Origin of the sequence: Escherichia sp. 10290 (genome assembly GCF_030295155.1) — a bacterium.
GTDB lineage: Bacteria > Pseudomonadota > Gammaproteobacteria > Enterobacterales > Enterobacteriaceae > Escherichia > Escherichia coli_F.
This window is the reverse complement of record NZ_AP025741.1, coordinates 1,424,311-1,440,535: the sequence shown is the minus strand read 5'-3', so window position 1 is coordinate 1,440,535 and position 16,225 is coordinate 1,424,311. Positions and strand designations below refer to the sequence as shown.

21 protein-coding genes are annotated in these 16,225 nt (G+C 50.1%); 14 read left to right on the top strand and 7 right to left on the bottom strand.

The window, feature by feature from the left end; translation table 11 throughout:
• Positions 1-11 precede the first annotated feature (11 nt).
• Together flgC and flgB are read right to left on the bottom strand one after the other, a co-directional pair.
• Positions 12-416 (bottom strand): flagellar basal body rod protein FlgC, encoded by a 405-nt coding sequence (gene flgC, locus QUE74_RS07140; RefSeq protein WP_001196460.1) that lies wholly within the window; start codon positions 414-416, stop codon positions 12-14.
• A gap of 3 nt (positions 417-419) precedes the next feature.
• Positions 420-836 (bottom strand): flagellar basal body rod protein FlgB, encoded by a 417-nt coding sequence (gene flgB / locus QUE74_RS07135; RefSeq protein ID WP_000884705.1) that lies wholly within the window; start codon positions 834-836, stop codon positions 420-422.
• 154 nt (positions 837-990) lie between these two features.
• Between flgB and flgA the strand changes: the two genes are divergently transcribed.
• From flgA to flgN, 3 genes are all read left to right on the top strand, one after another.
• Entirely contained in the window at positions 991-1,650 is a 660-nt protein-coding gene (flgA, locus tag QUE74_RS07130; RefSeq protein ID WP_000955710.1) for a flagellar basal body P-ring formation chaperone FlgA, read from the top strand.
• A gap of 75 nt (positions 1,651-1,725) precedes the next feature.
• Positions 1,726-2,019, top strand: a complete 294-nt coding sequence (gene flgM / locus QUE74_RS07125) for a flagellar biosynthesis anti-sigma factor FlgM (RefSeq protein ID WP_000020882.1) — start codon at positions 1,726-1,728, stop codon at positions 2,017-2,019.
• Between the two features lie 4 nt (positions 2,020-2,023).
• Complete coding sequence (gene flgN / locus QUE74_RS07120) at positions 2,024-2,440, top strand: flagella biosynthesis chaperone FlgN (protein ID WP_000197347.1); 417 nt, start codon at positions 2,024-2,026, stop codon at positions 2,438-2,440.
• A 39-nt stretch (positions 2,441-2,479) separates the two neighbouring features.
• On the opposite strand, the gene murJ is transcribed toward flgN, so the two are convergent.
• From murJ to rimJ, 4 genes are all read right to left on the bottom strand, one after another.
• A complete protein-coding gene (gene murJ / locus QUE74_RS07115) occupies positions 2,480-4,015 on the bottom strand; it encodes a murein biosynthesis integral membrane protein MurJ (protein ID WP_001050688.1) in 1,536 nt (511 codons plus the stop codon).
• A 109-nt stretch (positions 4,016-4,124) separates the two neighbouring features.
• The gene (locus QUE74_RS07110) at positions 4,125-5,048 is read right to left on the bottom strand and encodes a Gfo/Idh/MocA family protein (RefSeq protein WP_000736147.1); all 924 of its coding nucleotides are present in this window, start codon (positions 5,046-5,048) and stop codon (positions 4,125-4,127) included.
• A 1-nt stretch (position 5,049) separates the two neighbouring features.
• On the bottom strand, positions 5,050-5,697 hold the full coding sequence (locus tag QUE74_RS07105; protein ID WP_000877125.1) for a YceH family protein: 648 nt from the start codon (positions 5,695-5,697) through the stop codon (positions 5,050-5,052).
• A 10-nt stretch (positions 5,698-5,707) separates the two neighbouring features.
• Positions 5,708-6,292: a ribosomal protein S5-alanine N-acetyltransferase gene (gene rimJ / locus QUE74_RS07100; protein ID WP_000468190.1), complete on the bottom strand. Its 585-nt coding sequence runs from the start codon at positions 6,290-6,292 to the stop codon at positions 5,708-5,710.
• A gap of 235 nt (positions 6,293-6,527) precedes the next feature.
• On the opposite strand from rimJ, the gene mdtH reads away from it, so the two are divergent.
• The 10 genes from mdtH (at position 6,528) to QUE74_RS07050 (ending at position 13,955) form a co-directional block, all read left to right on the top strand.
• The gene (gene mdtH, locus QUE74_RS07095) at positions 6,528-7,736 is read left to right on the top strand and encodes a multidrug efflux MFS transporter MdtH (protein ID WP_000092207.1); all 1,209 of its coding nucleotides are present in this window, start codon (positions 6,528-6,530) and stop codon (positions 7,734-7,736) included.
• 63 nt (positions 7,737-7,799) lie between these two features.
• Positions 7,800-8,447, top strand: coding sequence for a glutaredoxin 2 (gene grxB, locus QUE74_RS07090; RefSeq protein ID WP_000780912.1), 648 nt, complete (start codon positions 7,800-7,802; stop codon positions 8,445-8,447).
• Positions 8,448-8,580: 133 nt separating this feature from the next.
• Complete coding sequence (locus tag QUE74_RS07085) at positions 8,581-9,141, top strand: lipoprotein (RefSeq protein WP_001353288.1); 561 nt, start codon at positions 8,581-8,583, stop codon at positions 9,139-9,141.
• Between the two features lie 105 nt (positions 9,142-9,246).
• Positions 9,247-10,293 (top strand): dihydroorotase, encoded by a 1,047-nt coding sequence (gene pyrC, locus QUE74_RS07080; protein ID WP_000126548.1) that lies wholly within the window; start codon positions 9,247-9,249, stop codon positions 10,291-10,293.
• 73 nt (positions 10,294-10,366) lie between these two features.
• Positions 10,367-10,612 carry a DNA damage-inducible protein I gene (gene dinI, locus QUE74_RS07075; RefSeq protein ID WP_001217754.1) on the top strand — a complete coding sequence of 82 codons (246 nt, stop codon included), beginning with the start codon at positions 10,367-10,369 and terminating at the stop codon, positions 10,610-10,612.
• 287 nt (positions 10,613-10,899) lie between these two features.
• Positions 10,900-11,154 (top strand): biofilm formation regulator BssS, encoded by a 255-nt coding sequence (gene bssS, locus QUE74_RS07070; RefSeq protein ID WP_000414437.1) that lies wholly within the window; start codon positions 10,900-10,902, stop codon positions 11,152-11,154.
• A 114-nt stretch (positions 11,155-11,268) separates the two neighbouring features.
• On the top strand, positions 11,269-12,387 hold the full coding sequence (gene solA / locus QUE74_RS07065; RefSeq protein WP_000872830.1) for an N-methyl-L-tryptophan oxidase: 1,119 nt from the start codon (positions 11,269-11,271) through the stop codon (positions 12,385-12,387).
• Between the two features lie 47 nt (positions 12,388-12,434).
• On the top strand, positions 12,435-12,548 hold the full coding sequence (locus QUE74_RS07060) for a YceO family protein (protein WP_001253418.1): 114 nt from the start codon (positions 12,435-12,437) through the stop codon (positions 12,546-12,548).
• Positions 12,549-12,809: 261 nt separating this feature from the next.
• Positions 12,810-13,376, top strand: a complete 567-nt coding sequence (locus QUE74_RS07055; protein ID WP_000011127.1) for a cytochrome b — start codon at positions 12,810-12,812, stop codon at positions 13,374-13,376.
• 3 nt (positions 13,377-13,379) lie between these two features.
• Positions 13,380-13,955: a YceI family protein gene (locus tag QUE74_RS07050; protein WP_000749261.1), complete on the top strand. Its 576-nt coding sequence runs from the start codon at positions 13,380-13,382 to the stop codon at positions 13,953-13,955.
• Between the two features lie 41 nt (positions 13,956-13,996).
• Here QUE74_RS07050 and trhO read toward each other — a convergent pair whose 3' ends face one another.
• Entirely contained in the window at positions 13,997-15,049 is a 1,053-nt protein-coding gene (gene trhO, locus QUE74_RS07045; protein WP_001354912.1) for an oxygen-dependent tRNA uridine(34) hydroxylase TrhO, read from the bottom strand.
• A 224-nt stretch (positions 15,050-15,273) separates the two neighbouring features.
• Here trhO and lpxL point away from each other — a divergent pair, with 224 nt between their 5' ends.
• Positions 15,274-16,194: a kdo(2)-lipid IV(A) lauroyltransferase gene (gene lpxL / locus QUE74_RS07040; RefSeq protein WP_001354911.1), complete on the top strand. Its 921-nt coding sequence runs from the start codon at positions 15,274-15,276 to the stop codon at positions 16,192-16,194.
• Positions 16,195-16,225 lie beyond the last annotated feature (31 nt).

Genomic DNA, 16,225 nt, shown 5'->3' with positions numbered 1-16,225 from the left:
AGCTTTCTCCTTTATTGACCGAGCGTAAGGGTTTTCAGCATCATGCTTTTCACCGTGTTGAGCACTTCAACATTGGCCTGATAGCTGCGTGACGCCGACATGGTGTTAACCATCTCCCCGACAACATCAACGTTTGGCATTTTCACGTAGCCCTTTGCATCCGCCAGCGGATTACCCGGTTCATAAACCAGTTTGTCCGGAGCCTGACTTTCTATAACATCGGCAACCTTTACGCCGCCTGTCGCAGCACCTGGCGCAGCGTTAACCTGAAATACCACCTGTTTTGCCCGATATGGCTGTCCATCGGGACCGGTCACGCTATCAGCATTCGCCAGATTACTGGCCGCCACGTTCAGGCGCTGGGACTGGGCAGTTAACGCCGACCCGGCGATATCAAAAATATTCAGCAGTGCCATCCGTTAATTTCCGCTCTGTAAAACGTTCATCATGCCTTTGATTTGCCCGCTCAACGCGCTAAGGCTCATCTGGTATTGCAGGCTATTATCGGCAAACTGGGTGCGTTCGCGATCCATATCGACGGTATTACCATCCAGCGAAGGCTGGTCCGGAATACGGTATTGCAGTTCTGCGGTAGGAGGCGTCAGCGCCTGCGCCGGAATGTGTTGCGTTGAGGTCATCGTCAGCGCAACCATGCTGGTTTCATCCCGTCCACGCTGCATGACCTTTTTAAGTTCACTGGCAAAATCGATATCGCGTGCCTGATAACCAGGGGTATCGGCATTGGCGATGTTTGCTGCCAGCACTTCCTGACGCTGGGCGCGCAGATTGAGCGCCTCTTGTTGAAAACGTAAGGCGGCGTCGAGCTTATCGAGCATATCTCCTCCGCAAGTATCAAAATTCTGCCATCAGCTTAAATGCCTTTACGCGCGCGTTATCGGCGGAATAAACGCAAAATGGGTCGCTATTTATGCCGTTGATGGTCATTGCGTACAGGTACAATTCACGTTGTAGAAATGGCTGGGAGCGAAAATGCTGACAATAAAACGTAGCGTGGCGATCATTGCGATACTGTTCAGTCCGTTAAGTGCGGCGAGCAATCTCACATCGCAGTTACAAACCTTTTTTAGCGCCCAGCTCGCGGGAGTAAGTGATGAGGTTCGTGTTTCTATTCGTACATCGCCCCATCTACTTCCGCCGTGCGAGCAACCACTGCTTTCGATAAGCAATAATTCCCGCCTGTGGGGAAATGTGAATGTGCTGGCACGCTGCGGTAACGACAAACGATATTTGCAAGTCAATGTACAGGCCACAGGAAATTATGTGGTTGCCGCGATGCCCATTGTGCGGGGAGGAAAGCTGGAAGCTGGCAATGTAAAACTGAAACGCGGACGACTGGACACCTTGCCGCCGCGTACTGTGTTGGATATCAATCAACTTATTGATGCCGTTAGCCTGCGCGATCTATCACCCGAACAACCTATCCAATTAACCCAGTTGCGCCAGGCCTGGCGTGTAAAAGCGGGACAACGCGTCAACGTGATCGCCAGTGGTGATGGGTTTAGCGCCAACGCTGAAGGTCAGGCGCTGAACAATGCTGCCGTCGCACAGAATGCGCGGGTGCGCATGGTATCGGGACAGGTGGTCAGCGGCGTTGTTGATGCAGATGGGAATATTCTTATAAACCTGTAAGCTATTAAAGATTACCCGTCCCTTGCCGATAAATAAGCAACACATGATAAAAGCGCCCTCAATGAGGAATAAACCATGAGTATTGACCGCACTTCACCTCTGAAGCCCGTAAGCACCGTTCAACCGCGTGAAACCACTGACGCGCCGGTAACGAATACCCGGGCGGCAAAAACAACCGCCGCCACCAGCACCAGTGTGACGTTAAGCGACGCGCAAGCAAAACTAATGCAACCCGGCAGCAGTGATATCAATCTTGAACGTGTCGAAGCGTTAAAACTGGCGATTCGTAACGGTGAACTAAAAATGGACACCGGCAAAATTGCCGATGCGCTAATCAACGAAGCGCAGCAAGACTTGCAGAGTAACTGATCGTATGACGCGTCTTGCAGAGATCCTCGACCAGATGTCCGCAGTGCTTAACGATCTCAAAACGGTAATGGATCAAGAGCAGCAACATCTCTCAATGGGGCAGATCAACGGCAGCCAGTTGCAATGGATTACAGAACAAAAAAGCTCACTGCTGGCGACGTTGGATTACCTCGAACAGTTACGCAGAAAAGAACCCAATGCAGAAAATAGCGTTGATATTAGTCAACGTTGGCAGGAAATTACGGTGCAAACTCAGCAACTACGTCAAATGAATCAACATAATGGCTGGTTACTGGAAGGACAGATTGAGCGCAATCAACAGGCGCTGGAAATGTTAAAACCGCATCAGGAACCGACGCTGTACGGGGCGAACGGTCAGACATCAATACCCCATCGCGGCAGTAAAAAGATTTCGATCTGAAGATTATCTCCGGCCTGCAGTGCAGGCCGGAATGCATTGTTATACCGTCCGACGGGCAAACTCTTTAACTTTGAAGCCCAACACCGCCAGTGCAGCGAAGTACGCGGCAATTCCCGCCAGCACGACCGCCATTAAACGCAGTAAACGCCAGGGCATAGTACCCAGTGACCACTCAGGCATGATATGTAACATACCTAAAAGCACGCCAGACATCACCAGTACCGCCACCACCAGACGCAACAGAAACGGCATCCAGCCGGGTTGCGGGGTAAAGATTTTCTGCTTACGCAACTGCCAGTAAAGCAGAGAAGCATTCAGACACGCCGCCAGACCAATAGAAAGGGACAGCCCGGCATGTTTCAACGGGCCGATAAACGCCAGGTTCATCAATTGCGTCAAAATAAGCGTAACGATGGCAATTTTCACTGGCGTTTTAATGTCCTGGCGGGAATAAAAGCCTGGAGCCAACACTTTCACGACAATCAGACCAATCAAACCCACCGAGTAGGCAATCAACGCCCGCTGGGTCATCAGCGCATCAAAGGCGGTAAATTTACCGTACTGGAACAGCGAAACGGTTAACGGGCCTGAAAGAATGCCCAACGCAACCGCACTCGGCAGTGCCAACAGGAAACAAAGACGCAGCCCCCAGTCCATCAAACGGTTGTATTCATCATGATTGCCGCTGGCAAAACTTTTCGACAGTGACGGCAGCAAAATGGTGCCAAGCGCCACGCCCAGTACACCGGACGGAAACTCCATTAGGCGGTCGGCGTAATACATCCACGACACCGAACCGGAAGCAAGAAACGAGGCAAAAATGGTGTTGATGATTAAAGAGATCTGGCTCACAGAGACGCCAAGGATCGCTGGTCCCATCTGTTTCACCACGCGCATTGCCCCGGCATCGTGGAAGTTAATGCGTGGCAAAACCAGCATGCCGATCTTCTTCAAATGCGGTAGCTGATACACCAGCTGTAGGATGCCGCCGACCGTAACAGCCCATGCCAGCGCCAGCACCGGAGGATTAAAGTACGGTGCGGCAAACAGCGCGAAGCCAATCATGCTGATGTTAAGCAGCGTTGGAGCAAATGCCGGAATCGAGAAGCGATTCCAGGTATTCAGAATCGCACCCACCAGCGACGCCAGGGAAATCAGCAAGATATAAGGAAAGGTAATCTGTAATAACTGGGTAGTCAGGGCAAATTTGTCGGCCGTGTCAGCAAAACCCGGCGCGGTCACCATGATCACCCACGGCGCGGCGAGCATCCCGGCGACCGTCACAACCGCCAGCGCGAGTGTCAGCAGGCCAGAAACATACGAGACAAAGACCCGCGTGGCGTCTTCACCCTGTTTGCTTTTATATTCCGCCAGAATCGGTACAAATGCCTGGGAAAATGCCCCTTCGGCAAAAATACGGCGCAACAAGTTAGGAAGTTTAAAAGCGACGAAAAAGGCGTCGGTTGCCATCCCTGCGCCAAAGATTCTGGCGACAATTGCGTCACGTGCGAAGCCAAGCACACGCGAAAACATGGTCATCGAGCTGACGGCGGCCAGCGATTTTAATAAATTCATCGGTGTTCTAATCCAGACCCACGGGCAAAACGCCTGCAAAGCAGGCGCTGAAAGAGGCGAATAGTCTACCTGGATTATGGTGAATTGCTACCGCCAGATGTTACAGGGTTTATTCACTCATCGCATCGCGCCAGATCTTGTCAACGATGCGTTGCGCCAGTATTGCCTGTTCTCCGGCAGTTTGTGGAACTGTCTGATTTTGCACGCAATCAATGAAGTGACGCGCACAGCCAACAAATCCACGTTGCTCAAGAGTACTCTGCCAACCTGGAATAGGTTTATGCACCACGCCCTGCCCGCGCTCCTCACGCCATTCGCGCATATCCGTAATGTCGATGAGCGCACCGTCAGTCACGGCCTGCACGGTTTCACGCTGACTTCCGGCACGGCGATGCATACAGGTGGTGATCTGCAAAGGACCGGCCGAAAAATGGTGCTCGGCAAACAGCATTTCGCCAGCGTCATTAGTCAGTAGCGTACCGCCATCCAGAGAGACTTTGCCGCCCGACAACCACAGCACGGTATCCACCACATGCAGATAATCATCCAGCAACGTGAAATAAAGGTCGTGTGGCCCGACGCTATTACTACGATGTTTATCCATTCTTAGCGAGGCGGCGGTGGAGAGTTGTGTTTTTAACTCAACGTAGAGTGGTGCGAAGCGACGGTTAAAACCGACCATCAACGTCAGTTTTTTCCGCGCCGCCAGTTCAACCAGCCGTTCAGCATCGCGCAGATTTTCTGCCAGCGGTTTATCGACACAGACATGTACCCCCGCATTGAGTAACGCACTGACCACGTCAAGGTGGCTGGCGGTGCTGGAATGCACAAAAACTGCATCGCAACTGGCGGCAAGGCTGGATAACGAATCGGCATAAGGAATGCGCCAGCTGTCACAAATTGGCAAGGCTTTCGCGCGCGTAGGCGACCACGCACCTTGTAACGTCCAGTCAGACGCTGCCGCCAGCACCGGTAACCACGCCTTTTGCGCGATGCCGCCTAACCCCACTACGCCGATACGTAATTTTTTCACTTTAATCTCCCAGATGGGCCAGCAACGAATCAAGACGCTGTTTCAGTTCTGCCACTTCGATTTCCAGAGCTTCGACGCGGGCCTGTAAATCACCGTCAACCGCGTTCGACGTATCCGTTACCGCCGGCTGATCTTCAACCTCACCACTGAAAAGATGCATGTAGCGGCTTTCGCGTTTACCCGGTACGCGGGCCAGACGCACCACAAAAGGACCATCTTCGCGATTCGCCAGTTGTTCCAGCGTCGACTCCACTTCCGCCATATCGCTGAATTCATACATTCGCGCGGCGCGGCTACGCAGTTCACCCGGCGTCTGGGCACCACGCAATAACAACGTGGTGATTAACGCCACTTCTGCGGCGCTCAGTTTCAGATCGCCAAATTCTGAATTACAAAAACGTTGCTCATATTTGGTGACCCGATTACCAAAACCGCTCACCGTGCGTAGATAATGACGTTTGACCAGATTATCCAGCTGTTCCTGCACTTCAGATTCACTCAGATTCATGACCGGTTCACGGTTCGTTTTCTGATTACAGGCCGTTACTACACCATTTACTGATAGCGGGTATTGCTCCGGCGTAGTCACCTGTTTTTCCAGCAAGCAGCCAATCACGCGGGCTTCCAGAGCAGTAAGTTGATATTTCATCAGATTCTCCTTAGCGGCCAGGCGTCCAGTCTGGGGTGGTTAATGCCGTCAGAACATGATCGCGCCATTGTCCATCAATCAACAGATAGTTTTTCGCATAGCCTTCTTTTTCAAAACCCAATCGCGCCAGTAAATCACCGCTGCGTTTATTGTGCGGCATATAGTTGGCCATAATGCGATGAATATGTTGGGTGCGCTGCATATAACGAATGGCTGCGGTCAGGGCTTCAAACATGAGTCCTTTGCCCTGCCATTTTTGCCCAATCGAATAACCGAGATAGCAGGCATGAAAAGAGCCGCGAACAACATTGGAAAAATTGGCAACGCCAATAATCTCTTTTTCGTCCGGGTCGAATAAGCCAAAGTAGAAAGCTGAACCTTGTTTATGAAATTCGTTAATCATCCCTAGCCTGGCCTGCCAGCCTGATGGATAACAGTGGCTTTCGTCGCGCACTGGCTCCCAGGGCTTGAGGAAATGGCGATTCTCTGCGTAATAATCCGCAAGACGCCAGGCATCACGATCATGCACCAGACGCACGACCAGTCGGTCAGTGGTTAAGCGCACTTTTGGCACGTTACTGCGATAGCCAAACATTCTATACCTACTCCTTCCCGTAACGTCTTTAATACGCTGTAAGTATTACTATACCTGCGCAACCAGACCCTGTGAAAAGTCCAGAATGCCGTTTTCTGCATTATTCACATATTTGATAAAAACTCTCTATCAAAGCGACGTTTTGATAAAAAAATATTGTCCCCGAAGTGATGGGAAAAGTCTTAGCGGCAATGCAGAATAGAAAGTGCTCATCTTTTATTTCCCGGGAGGGGAAATGTCCCGCGTGTCGCAGGCGAGGAACCTGGGTAAATATTTCCTGCTCATCGATAATATGCTGGTCGTGCTGGGGTTCTTTGTTGTCTTCCCGCTGATCTCTATCCGCTTCGTTGATCAAATGGGCTGGGCCGCCGTCATGGTCGGTATTGCCCTTGGTCTACGTCAGTTTATTCAGCAAGGTCTGGGGATTTTCGGCGGCGCAATTGCCGACCGCTTTGGTGCCAAACCGATGATTGTCACCGGTATGCTGATGCGTGCCGCCGGATTCGCCACAATGGGTATCGCCCACGAACCGTGGCTACTGTGGTTTTCATGCCTGCTTTCGGGACTCGGCGGCACGTTGTTTGATCCTCCGCGTTCGGCGCTGGTGGTGAAACTAATCCGTCCACAACAGCGTGGTCGTTTTTTCTCGCTGTTAATGATGCAGGACAGTGCCGGTGCGGTCATTGGCGCATTGTTGGGGAGCTGGCTGTTGCAATACGACTTTCGCCTGGTCTGCGCCACAGGGGCAGTTTTGTTTGTGCTGTGTGCAGCGTTCAATGCGTGGTTGTTACCGGCATGGAAACTCTCCACCGTACGCACGCCCGTTCGCGAAGGCATGACCCGCGTGATGCGCGACAAGCGTTTTGTCACCTATGTCCTGACGCTGGCGGGTTACTACATGCTGGCTGTACAAGTGATGCTGATGCTGCCAATTATGGTCAACGACGTCGCGGGCGCGCCGTCTGCCGTTAAATGGATGTATGCCATTGAGGCGTGTCTGTCGTTAACGTTGCTCTACCCTATCGCCCGCTGGAGTGAAAAACATTTTCGTCTGGAACACCGATTGATGGCTGGGCTATTAATAATGTCATTAAGCATGATGCCAGTGGGTATGGTCAGCGGCCTGCAACAACTTTTCACTCTGATTTGTCTGTTTTATATCGGGTCGATCATTGCTGAGCCTGCGCGTGAAACCTTAAGTGCTTCGCTGGCAGATGCAAGAGCACGCGGCAGCTATATGGGGTTTAGCCGTCTGGGTCTGGCGATTGGCGGCGCGATTGGTTATATCGGTGGTGGCTGGCTATTTGACTTGGGTAAATCAGCGCACCAACCAGAGCTTCCGTGGATGATGCTGGGCATTATTGGCATCTTCACTTTCCTTGCGCTGGGTTGGCAGTTTAGCCAGAAACGCACCGCGCGTCGTTTGCTGGAACGCGACGCCTGATTTGATACTCCCCCCTGACTCCTCCATACTGAAAGTGAACTGACAGCCAAATGGAGGAGTCACGTGAAGCTATACATTTACGATCACTGCCCTTACTGCCTCAAAGCCCGCATGATTTTCGGCCTGAAAAATATCCCCGTCGAATTACATGTTCTGCTCAATGACGACGCAGAAACACCCACCCGGATGGTCGGTCAAAAACAGGTTCCCATTCTGCAAAAAGATGACAGCCGCTATATGCCAGAAAGCATGGACATCGTTCACTATGTCGATAAACTCGACGGCAAACCGTTACTGACCGGCAAACGTTCACCTGCCATTGAAGAATGGCTGCGCAAGGTCAACGGCTACGCCAACAAACTGCTGTTACCGCGTTTTGCCAAATCGGCATTTGATGAGTTTTCTACTCCCGCCGCACGCAAATATTTTGTCGACAAGAAAGAAGCCAGCGCGGGTAATTTTGCCGACCTGCTGGCCCACTCTGACGGTCTGATTAAGAATATCAGCGATGATTTACGTGCGCTGGACAAACTTATCGTCAAACCGAACGCCGTGAATGGCGAACTTTCGGAAGACGATATTCAGCTATTTCCGCTCCTGCGTAATCTGACGCTGGTAGCCGGAATCAACTGGCCAAGCCGCGTTGCTGATTACCGCGATAATATGGCGAAACAGACACAAATCAATTTGTTATCATCAATGGCGATTTAATCCTGACCCGCCGCGGCAGCCTGTATTCGTGGGTTGCCGCCGTTTTCAGTTTTTTCTGCTGGCGAGTTTATCGCTGGTGACACATGCTGCGTTGTGTCAGGATATTGACGCAGATTTCATGTCGAGGACTACCATGAACAAGTTTTTATTTGCCGCTGTATTGTTCGTCAGTGGCCTGCTCGTTGGCTGTAATCAACTCACCCAATACACCATCACCGAACAAGAAATTAACCAGTCGCTTGCGAAACATAATAATTTCTCAAAAGATATCGGTTTACCCGGCGTGGCTGACGCTCATATTGTTCTGACAAACCTGACCAGCCAAATTGGTCGCGAAGAGCCGAATAAGGTTACCCTAACCGGAGACGCCAATCTGGACATGAACTCCCTGTTCGGTAGCCAGAAAGCGACCATGAAACTGAAGCTGAAAGCGCTGCCTGTGTTTGATAAAGAAAAAGGCGCGATCTTCCTGAAAGAGATGGAAGTAGTCGATGCGACGGTACAACCGGAAAAAATGCAAACGGTGATGCAAACGTTGCTTCCCTATTTGAACCAGGCATTACGCAATTACTTTAACCAGCAACCTGCTTATGTCCTGCGCGAAGATGGCAGTAAGGGCGAAGCAATGGCGAAGAAACTGGCGAAAGGTATTGAAGTGAAGCCTGGTGAAATTGTCATTCCGTTTACTGATTAATCACGAGGGCGCATTTGCGCCCTTTATTTTTCGTGCAAAGGAAAACGTTTCCGCTTATCCTTTGTGTCCGGCAAAAACATCCCTTCAGCCGGAGCATAGAGATTAATGACTGCACCATCCCAGGTATTAAAGATCCGCCGCCCAGACGACTGGCACCTTCACCTCCGCGATGGCGACATGTTAAAAACTGTCGTGCCTTATACCAGCGAAATTTATGGACGGGCTATCGTAATGCCCAATCTGGCTCCGCCCGTGACCACCGTTGAGGCTGCCGTGGCATATCGCCAGCGTATTCTCGACGCCGTACCTGCCGGGCACGATTTCACCCCGCTGATGACCTGTTATTTAACAGATTCGCTGGACCCTAATGAGCTGGAACGTGGATTTAACGAAGGCGTGTTCACCGCTGCAAAACTTTACCCCGCAAACGCAACCACTAACTCCAGCCACGGCGTGACGTCGGTTGATGCAATCATGCCGGTACTTGAGCGCATGGAAAAAATCGGTATGCCGCTACTGGTGCATGGTGAAGTGACACATGCAGATATCGACATTTTTGATCGTGAGGCGCGCTTTATAGAAAGCGTAATGGAACCGCTTCGCCAGCGCCTGACCGCGCTGAAAGTCGTTTTTGAGCACATCACCACCAAAGAAGCTGCCGACTATGTCCGTGACGGAAATGAACGTCTGGCGGCCACCATCACTCCTCAGCATCTGATGTTTAACCGTAACCATATGCTGGTTGGTGGCGTGCATCCACACCTGTACTGTCTGCCAATACTCAAACGCAATATTCACCAACAGGCATTACGTGAACTGGTCGCCAGCGGTTTTAATCGTGTATTCCTCGGCACGGATTCTGCGCCGCATGCACGTCATCGCAAAGAAAGCAGTTGCGGCTGTGCGGGCTGCTTCAACGCACCTACTGCGCTGGGCAGTTACGCTACCGTCTTTGAAGAGATGAATGCTCTACAGCACTTTGAAGCATTCTGTTCTGTAAACGGACCGCAGTTCTATGGTTTGCCGGTCAACGACACATTCATCGAACTGGTCCGCGAAGAACAGCAGGTTGCTGAAAGCATCGCATTGACTGATGACACACTGGTGCCATTCCTCGCCGGGGAAACGGTACGCTGGTCCGTTAAACAATAAAAATCGTAGCTTCCTGTTGTCATTAGGTTATTTTAACTGTATAAATAACCAGTATATTCAACAGGGGGCTATTATGCGAATTGAAGTCACCATAGCGAAAACTTCTCCATTGCCAGCGGGGGCTATTGACGCCCTGGCTGGCGAACTTTCCCGCCGTATTCAGTATGCGTTTCCTGATAATGAAGGCCACGTATCGGTACGTTATGCCGCAGCGAATAATTTATCGGTTATTGGCGCGACAAAAGAAGATAAACAGCGCATTAGCGAAATTCTCCAGGAAACGTGGGAAAGCGCCGATGACTGGTTTGTCAGCGAATAATATGCAGTGATTTTTTTTTGCCGGGTCGCCCCGGCTTTTTTATTTTACTTACGAATTTCGAGTACAAAATTTCTACACTTCCTCAAAATAATTGCACAATATGCTAAAAAAATATGAATGACATGCTGTTTTATTGTTCATATAAATCTTAAAAGCAAAAATTTATCTGTTCCCCCCTTTAAAAATTCGGTGAATACCCTTACTTATTGGTATACTGAAGTTGCTTCAGATAAAAACGCATTGAACCTCGAATAACGTTGTCTAGTAACACGAATTAGGGGGCCATGATGGAAAAAAATAATGAAGTCATTCAGACTCATCCGCTCGTAGGGTGGGACATCAGCACCGTTGATAGCTATGATGCGCTGATGTTGCGTTTGCATTACCAGACCCCAAATAAGTCCGAGCAGGAAGGGACTGAAGTTGGTCAGACGCTCTGGTTAACCACTGATGTTGCCAGACAATTTATTTCGATATTAGAAGCAGGAATCGCCAAAATTGAATCCGGTGATTTCCCGGTAAACGAGTATCGGCGTCATTAACATGACATGACCATCCACCCAAAAGGCACCTCACTGGTGCCTTTACCATTTCTGGGTTGTATATCTGCATTCAGTTAATTACTCTGCTTAAACCATGAGAGCAGAGAGAAAAAAATGAAATACGATCTCATCATTATTGGCAGCGGTTCCGTAGGCGCTGCCGCCGGGTATTATGCAACCCGTGCCGGTTTAAACGTGCTAATGACCGACGCCCATATGCCACCGCATCAACACGGCAGCCACCACGGCGATACGCGATTAATTCGCCATGCTTATGGTGAAGGCGAAAAGTATGTCCCGCTGGTCCTCCGCGCGCAAACGCTGTGGGATGAACTCTCCCGCCACAACGAAGAAGATCCCATTTTTGTACGCTCTGGCGTCATTAACCTTGGCCCGGCTGATTCCACATTTCTCGCCAACGTCGCCCACAGCGCCGAACAGTGGCAACTCAACGTTGAAAAGCTCGATGCGCAAGGGATTATGGCCCGCTGGCCGGAAATACGCGTCCCGGACAACTACATCGGCTTATTTGAGACTGATTCCGGCTTTTTACGCAGCGAACTGGCGATTAAAACCTGGATCCAACTGGCGAAGGAAGCGGGTTGTGCGCAGTTGTTCAACTGCCCGGTCACCGCAATTCGTCATGACGATGATGGCGTAACTATTGAAACCGCTGACGGTGAGTATCAGGCGAAAAAAGCGATCGTCTGCGCGGGAACATGGGTAAAAGATCTGCTCCCGGAACTGCCTGTCCAGCCCGTACGCAAAGTATTTGCCTGGTATCAGGCCGATGGTCGCTATAGCGTGAAGAATAAATTCCCGGCGTTTACCGGTGAACTGCTCAATGGCGATCAATATTATGGTTTTCCGGCAGAAAACGACGCGTTGAAGATTGGCAAACATAACGGAGGCCAGGTTATCCATTCAGCGGATGAACGTGTTCCGTTTGCGGAAGTGGCCAGTGATGGGTCAGAAGCCTTCCCGTTCTTGCGCAATGTATTGCCGGGTATCGGTTGCTGCCTGTACGGCGCTGCCTGCACCTATGATAATTCGCCTGACGAAGATTTTATTATCGATACTCTACCCGGCCACGATAATACACTGCTCATTACCGGCCTGAGCGGGCACGGTTTTAAATTTGCGTCAGTTTTAGGGGAAATAGCTGCCGATTTTGCGCAAGACAAAAAAAGCGATTTTGATTTGACGCCATTCAGGCTTTCCCGCTTCCAATAATCATCATTACGGCCTCCAGAATGAGGCCGTTTTTACAGGAGTATTTAATGCGTCGGCTGTTGCACTATCTCATCAATAATATTCGCGAGCATCTGATGCTTTATCTTTTTCTCTGGGGTCTGTTGGCAATTATGGACCTGATCTACGTGTTTTATTTTTAGTTTTTCCGCACTGACATAAACTGACAAATATTTAATCTCCCTTTCATTTAGCGTGAAAAATTGAATGAGATTCTTCCTGCCTCTACAGCACTCACCAGACCTTCCAGATGCTGAACCCACTAAACTTATGAAGATTCTTTCATTATTAATTCAAAATTATTGAAATAAAAATAAATATCATTCAATTTGTTATTTTTGTGTTGCAATTCATTCTCCGACACGCCATTTTCTTTCTCTCGCAAATTCGTTTTGGATGCACTTATGTCATTCACAAATACCCCTGAACGCTATGGTGTTATATCTGCGGCCTTACATTGGCTAAGCGCAATTATTGTCTATGGCATGTTTGCTTTAGGTCTGTGGATGGTCACGCTCAGCTATTACGATGGCTGGTACCACAAAGCACCCGAATTGCATAAAAGCATCGGCATTTTGTTAATGATGGGGCTGGTTATTCGCGTTCTTTGGCGCTTCATATCTCCACCGCCGGGTCCGCTGCAAAGTTATTCGCCCATGACTCGTGTTGGCGCAAAGGCAGGACATCTTGCATTGTACCTATTGCTGTTCGCCATCGGCATCAGCGGCTATCTGATCTCCACTGCCGATGGTAAACCGATCAGCGTTTTTGGCTGGTTTGACGTCCCCGCGACCCTCGCCGACGCTGGCGCACAGGCTGACTTTGCCGGTGCCCTGCATTTTTGGCTCGCGTGGAGCGTCGTAGTACTGTCCGTTATGCACGGATTTATGGCCCTGAAGCATCATTTCATCGATAAAGACGACACTCTGAAGCGCATGCTGGGAAAGTCGTCATCTGACTATGGAGTATAAAAAATGAAAAAAAGCCTGCTTGGTTTAACCTTCGCTTCCTTGATGTTCTCTGCGGGTTCAGCGGTTGCCGCCGATTACAAAATTGACAAAGAAGGTCAGCACGCCTTTGTTAACTTCCGCATCCAGCATCTTGGCTATAGCTGGTTATATGGCACCTTTAAAGATTTCGACGGTACTTTTACCTTTGATGAAAAAAATCCAGCTGCCGATAAAGTGAATGTGACAATTAACACCACCAGCGTCGATACTAATCACGCCGAACGCGATAAACATCTTCGCAGTGCAGATTTCCTCAATACCGCAAAATATCCACAGGCAACATTCACCTCCACTAGCGTAAAGAAAGACGGTGATGAGCTGGATATTACCGGCGATCTGACGCTGAACGGGGTCACCAAACCCGTCACGCTGGAAGCGAAATTAATTGGTCAGGGCGACGACCCGTGGGGCGGTAAACGTGCAGGCTTTGAGGCCGAAGGCAAAATTAAGCTCAAAGACTTCAATATCAAGACAGATTTAGGTCCAGCTTCTCAGGAAGTGGATCTGATTATTTCAGTGGAAGGCGTACAGCAGAAGTAAGCGTGAAATGTTGCCGGATGACACGCATCCGGCAATGATATTTATTCTGTTGGATCAGGAATGCCCAGTGTTGTATTCAGACGTCCACGAGACTTATTAAAGATCTTATTGCCATTTTCACGTCCTGCCCGACGGCGTCGCTGTTCTTCTGGCGGTAACGCGCTTTCTTCGCAGCAAATCTCACTACAACAACCTTTGTATTTTTCTGCACATACTGGACACTGAATAAACAGCAGGTGGCAGCCATCATTTTTACAGTTGGTATGGCTGTCGCACGGCGCACCGCACTGGTGGCAATGCGCGATAATCTCATCAGAGATACGTTCGCCCATCCGCTCGTCAAACACAAAATTTTTGCCAATAAAACGCACTGGTAAGCCCTGCTCGCGCGCCTTACGGGCGTATTCAATAATTCCGCCTTCGATATGCCAGACTTTATTGAATCCGTTATGTTTCATCCAGGCACTGGCCTTTTCACAACGAATGCCGCCGGTGCAGTACATAATGATTTTTTTATCTTTATGTTCCTGCATCATCTCGACTGCTTTTGGCAGCTGCTCACGGAAGGTATCTGCCGGAATTTCCAGCGCGTTTTCAAAGTGCCCCACTTCATACTCATAGTGGTTACGCATGTCGATAAACAGTGCATCGGGATCGTCAAGCATGGCGTTCACTTCTGCCGCTTGCAGATACTCACCAACATTACTGGCATCGAAGTGAGGATCGTCAATACCGTCGGCTACGATGCGATCGCGCACCTTCATGCGCAGTACCCAGAAGGATTTCCCGTCATCATCCAACGCGATATTCAGGCGTAAGCCATCTAAAGCCGGGTCGAAGCCGTATAGCTGTGCGCGAAATGTTTCAACATTGCTCGCAGGTACACTGATTTGCGCGTTAATCCCCTCATGCGCCAGATACACTCGCCCAAAAATATTCAGCGCAGTAAACAGCTGATATAAAGCGTCACGGGTCGCTTTCGGATCGGCGATGTGGAAATACTTATAAAACGAAATGGTGGTGCGCGGTTCGCGCTCAGCCAACATTTTGGCTTTCAGCGCGTCGTTGGAAATGCGGTTGTGTAACACTGGCATGGTGTACGGTTCCTGCGAGATGGGAAAGTAAAAATCCGCGGCATGATATAGCAATTATCGATAATTAACATCCACACATTTTACGCTACATTTGCGCATTAAAAATTATTTATTATTTACAAGCGCGGTAATTTCGCCCAGTCTTCAGCCACAAATTTTGGTTGCGGGCGAAAAAATGCGACAATACATACAATTGCCCGAATAGGTTGAAAAACAGGATTGATATGACGAATCTACCCAAGTTCTCCACCGCACTGCTTCATCCGCGTTATTGGTTAACCTGGCTGGGTATTGGCGTACTTTGGTTAGTCGTGCAATTGCCCTACCCGGTTATCTACCGCCTCGGTTGTGGATTAGGAAAACTGGCGTTACGTTTTATGAAACGACGCGCAAAAATTGTGCATCGCAACCTGGAACTGTGCTTCCCGGAAATGAGCGAACAAGAACGCCGTGAAATGGTGGTGAAGAATTTCGAATCTGTTGGTATGGGGCTGATGGAAACCGGCATGGCGTGGTTCTGGCCGGACCGCCGAATCGCCCGCTGGACGGAAGTGATCGGCATGGAACACATTCGTGACGTGCAGGCGCAAAAACGCGGCATCCTGTTAGTTGGCATCCATTTTCTGACCCTGGAGCTGGGTGCGCGGCAATTTGGTATGCAGGAACCCGGGATTGGCGTTTACCGCCCGAACGATAACCCACTGATTGACTGGCTACAAACCTGGGGCCGTTTGCGCTCAAATAAATCGATGCTCGACCGCAAAGATTTAAAAGGCATGATTAAAGCCCTGAAAAAAGGCGAAGTGGTTTGGTACGCACCGGATCATGATTACGGCCCGCGCTCAAGCGTTTTTGTCCCGTTATTTGCCGTTGAGCAGGCGGCGACCACGACCGGAACCTGGATGCTGGCACGGATGTCCGGCGCATGTCTGGTGCCCTTCGTTCCACGCCGTAAGCCAGATGGCAAAGGGTATCAGTTGATCATGCTGCCGCCCGAGTGTTCTCCGCCGCTGGATGATGCCGAAACCACCGCCGCGTGGATGAACAAAGTGGTCGAAAAATGCATCATGATGGCACCAGAGCAGTATATGTGGTTACACCGTCGCTTTAAAACACGTCCGGAAGGCGTTCCTTCACGCTATTAAATCTCCCATGCCGGATGCTTCAAAATGGCAT

Excerpts from the sequence above, each read along its gene's own strand:
- QUE74_RS07055 (WP_000011127.1), top strand. The coding sequence starts at position 12,810 with ATGTCATTCACAAATACCCCTGAACGCTATGGTGTTATATCTGCGGCC.
- flgC (WP_001196460.1), bottom strand. The coding sequence starts at position 416 with ATGGCACTGCTGAATATTTTTGATATCGCCGGGTCGGCGTTAACTGCC.
- flgB (WP_000884705.1), bottom strand. The coding sequence starts at position 836 with ATGCTCGATAAGCTCGACGCCGCCTTACGTTTTCAACAAGAGGCGCTC.
- trhO (WP_001354912.1), bottom strand. The coding sequence starts at position 15,049 with ATGCCAGTGTTACACAACCGCATTTCCAACGACGCGCTGAAAGCCAAA.
- lpxL (WP_001354911.1), top strand. The coding sequence starts at position 15,274 with ATGACGAATCTACCCAAGTTCTCCACCGCACTGCTTCATCCGCGTTAT.
- solA (WP_000872830.1), top strand. The coding sequence starts at position 11,269 with ATGAAATACGATCTCATCATTATTGGCAGCGGTTCCGTAGGCGCTGCC.
- QUE74_RS07105 (WP_000877125.1), bottom strand. The coding sequence starts at position 5,697 with ATGAAATATCAACTTACTGCTCTGGAAGCCCGCGTGATTGGCTGCTTG.
- flgN (WP_000197347.1), top strand. The coding sequence starts at position 2,024 with ATGACGCGTCTTGCAGAGATCCTCGACCAGATGTCCGCAGTGCTTAAC.
- QUE74_RS07085 (WP_001353288.1), top strand. The coding sequence starts at position 8,581 with ATGAACAAGTTTTTATTTGCCGCTGTATTGTTCGTCAGTGGCCTGCTC.
- murJ (WP_001050688.1), bottom strand. The coding sequence starts at position 4,015 with ATGAATTTATTAAAATCGCTGGCCGCCGTCAGCTCGATGACCATGTTT.
- bssS (WP_000414437.1), top strand. The coding sequence starts at position 10,900 with ATGGAAAAAAATAATGAAGTCATTCAGACTCATCCGCTCGTAGGGTGG.
- mdtH (WP_000092207.1), top strand. The coding sequence starts at position 6,528 with ATGTCCCGCGTGTCGCAGGCGAGGAACCTGGGTAAATATTTCCTGCTC.
- QUE74_RS07060 (WP_001253418.1), top strand. The coding sequence starts at position 12,435 with ATGCGTCGGCTGTTGCACTATCTCATCAATAATATTCGCGAGCATCTG.
- dinI (WP_001217754.1), top strand. The coding sequence starts at position 10,367 with ATGCGAATTGAAGTCACCATAGCGAAAACTTCTCCATTGCCAGCGGGG.
- flgM (WP_000020882.1), top strand. The coding sequence starts at position 1,726 with ATGAGTATTGACCGCACTTCACCTCTGAAGCCCGTAAGCACCGTTCAA.
- QUE74_RS07050 (WP_000749261.1), top strand. The coding sequence starts at position 13,380 with ATGAAAAAAAGCCTGCTTGGTTTAACCTTCGCTTCCTTGATGTTCTCT.
- flgA (WP_000955710.1), top strand. The coding sequence starts at position 991 with ATGCTGACAATAAAACGTAGCGTGGCGATCATTGCGATACTGTTCAGT.
- rimJ (WP_000468190.1), bottom strand. The coding sequence starts at position 6,292 with ATGTTTGGCTATCGCAGTAACGTGCCAAAAGTGCGCTTAACCACTGAC.
- pyrC (WP_000126548.1), top strand. The coding sequence starts at position 9,247 with ATGACTGCACCATCCCAGGTATTAAAGATCCGCCGCCCAGACGACTGG.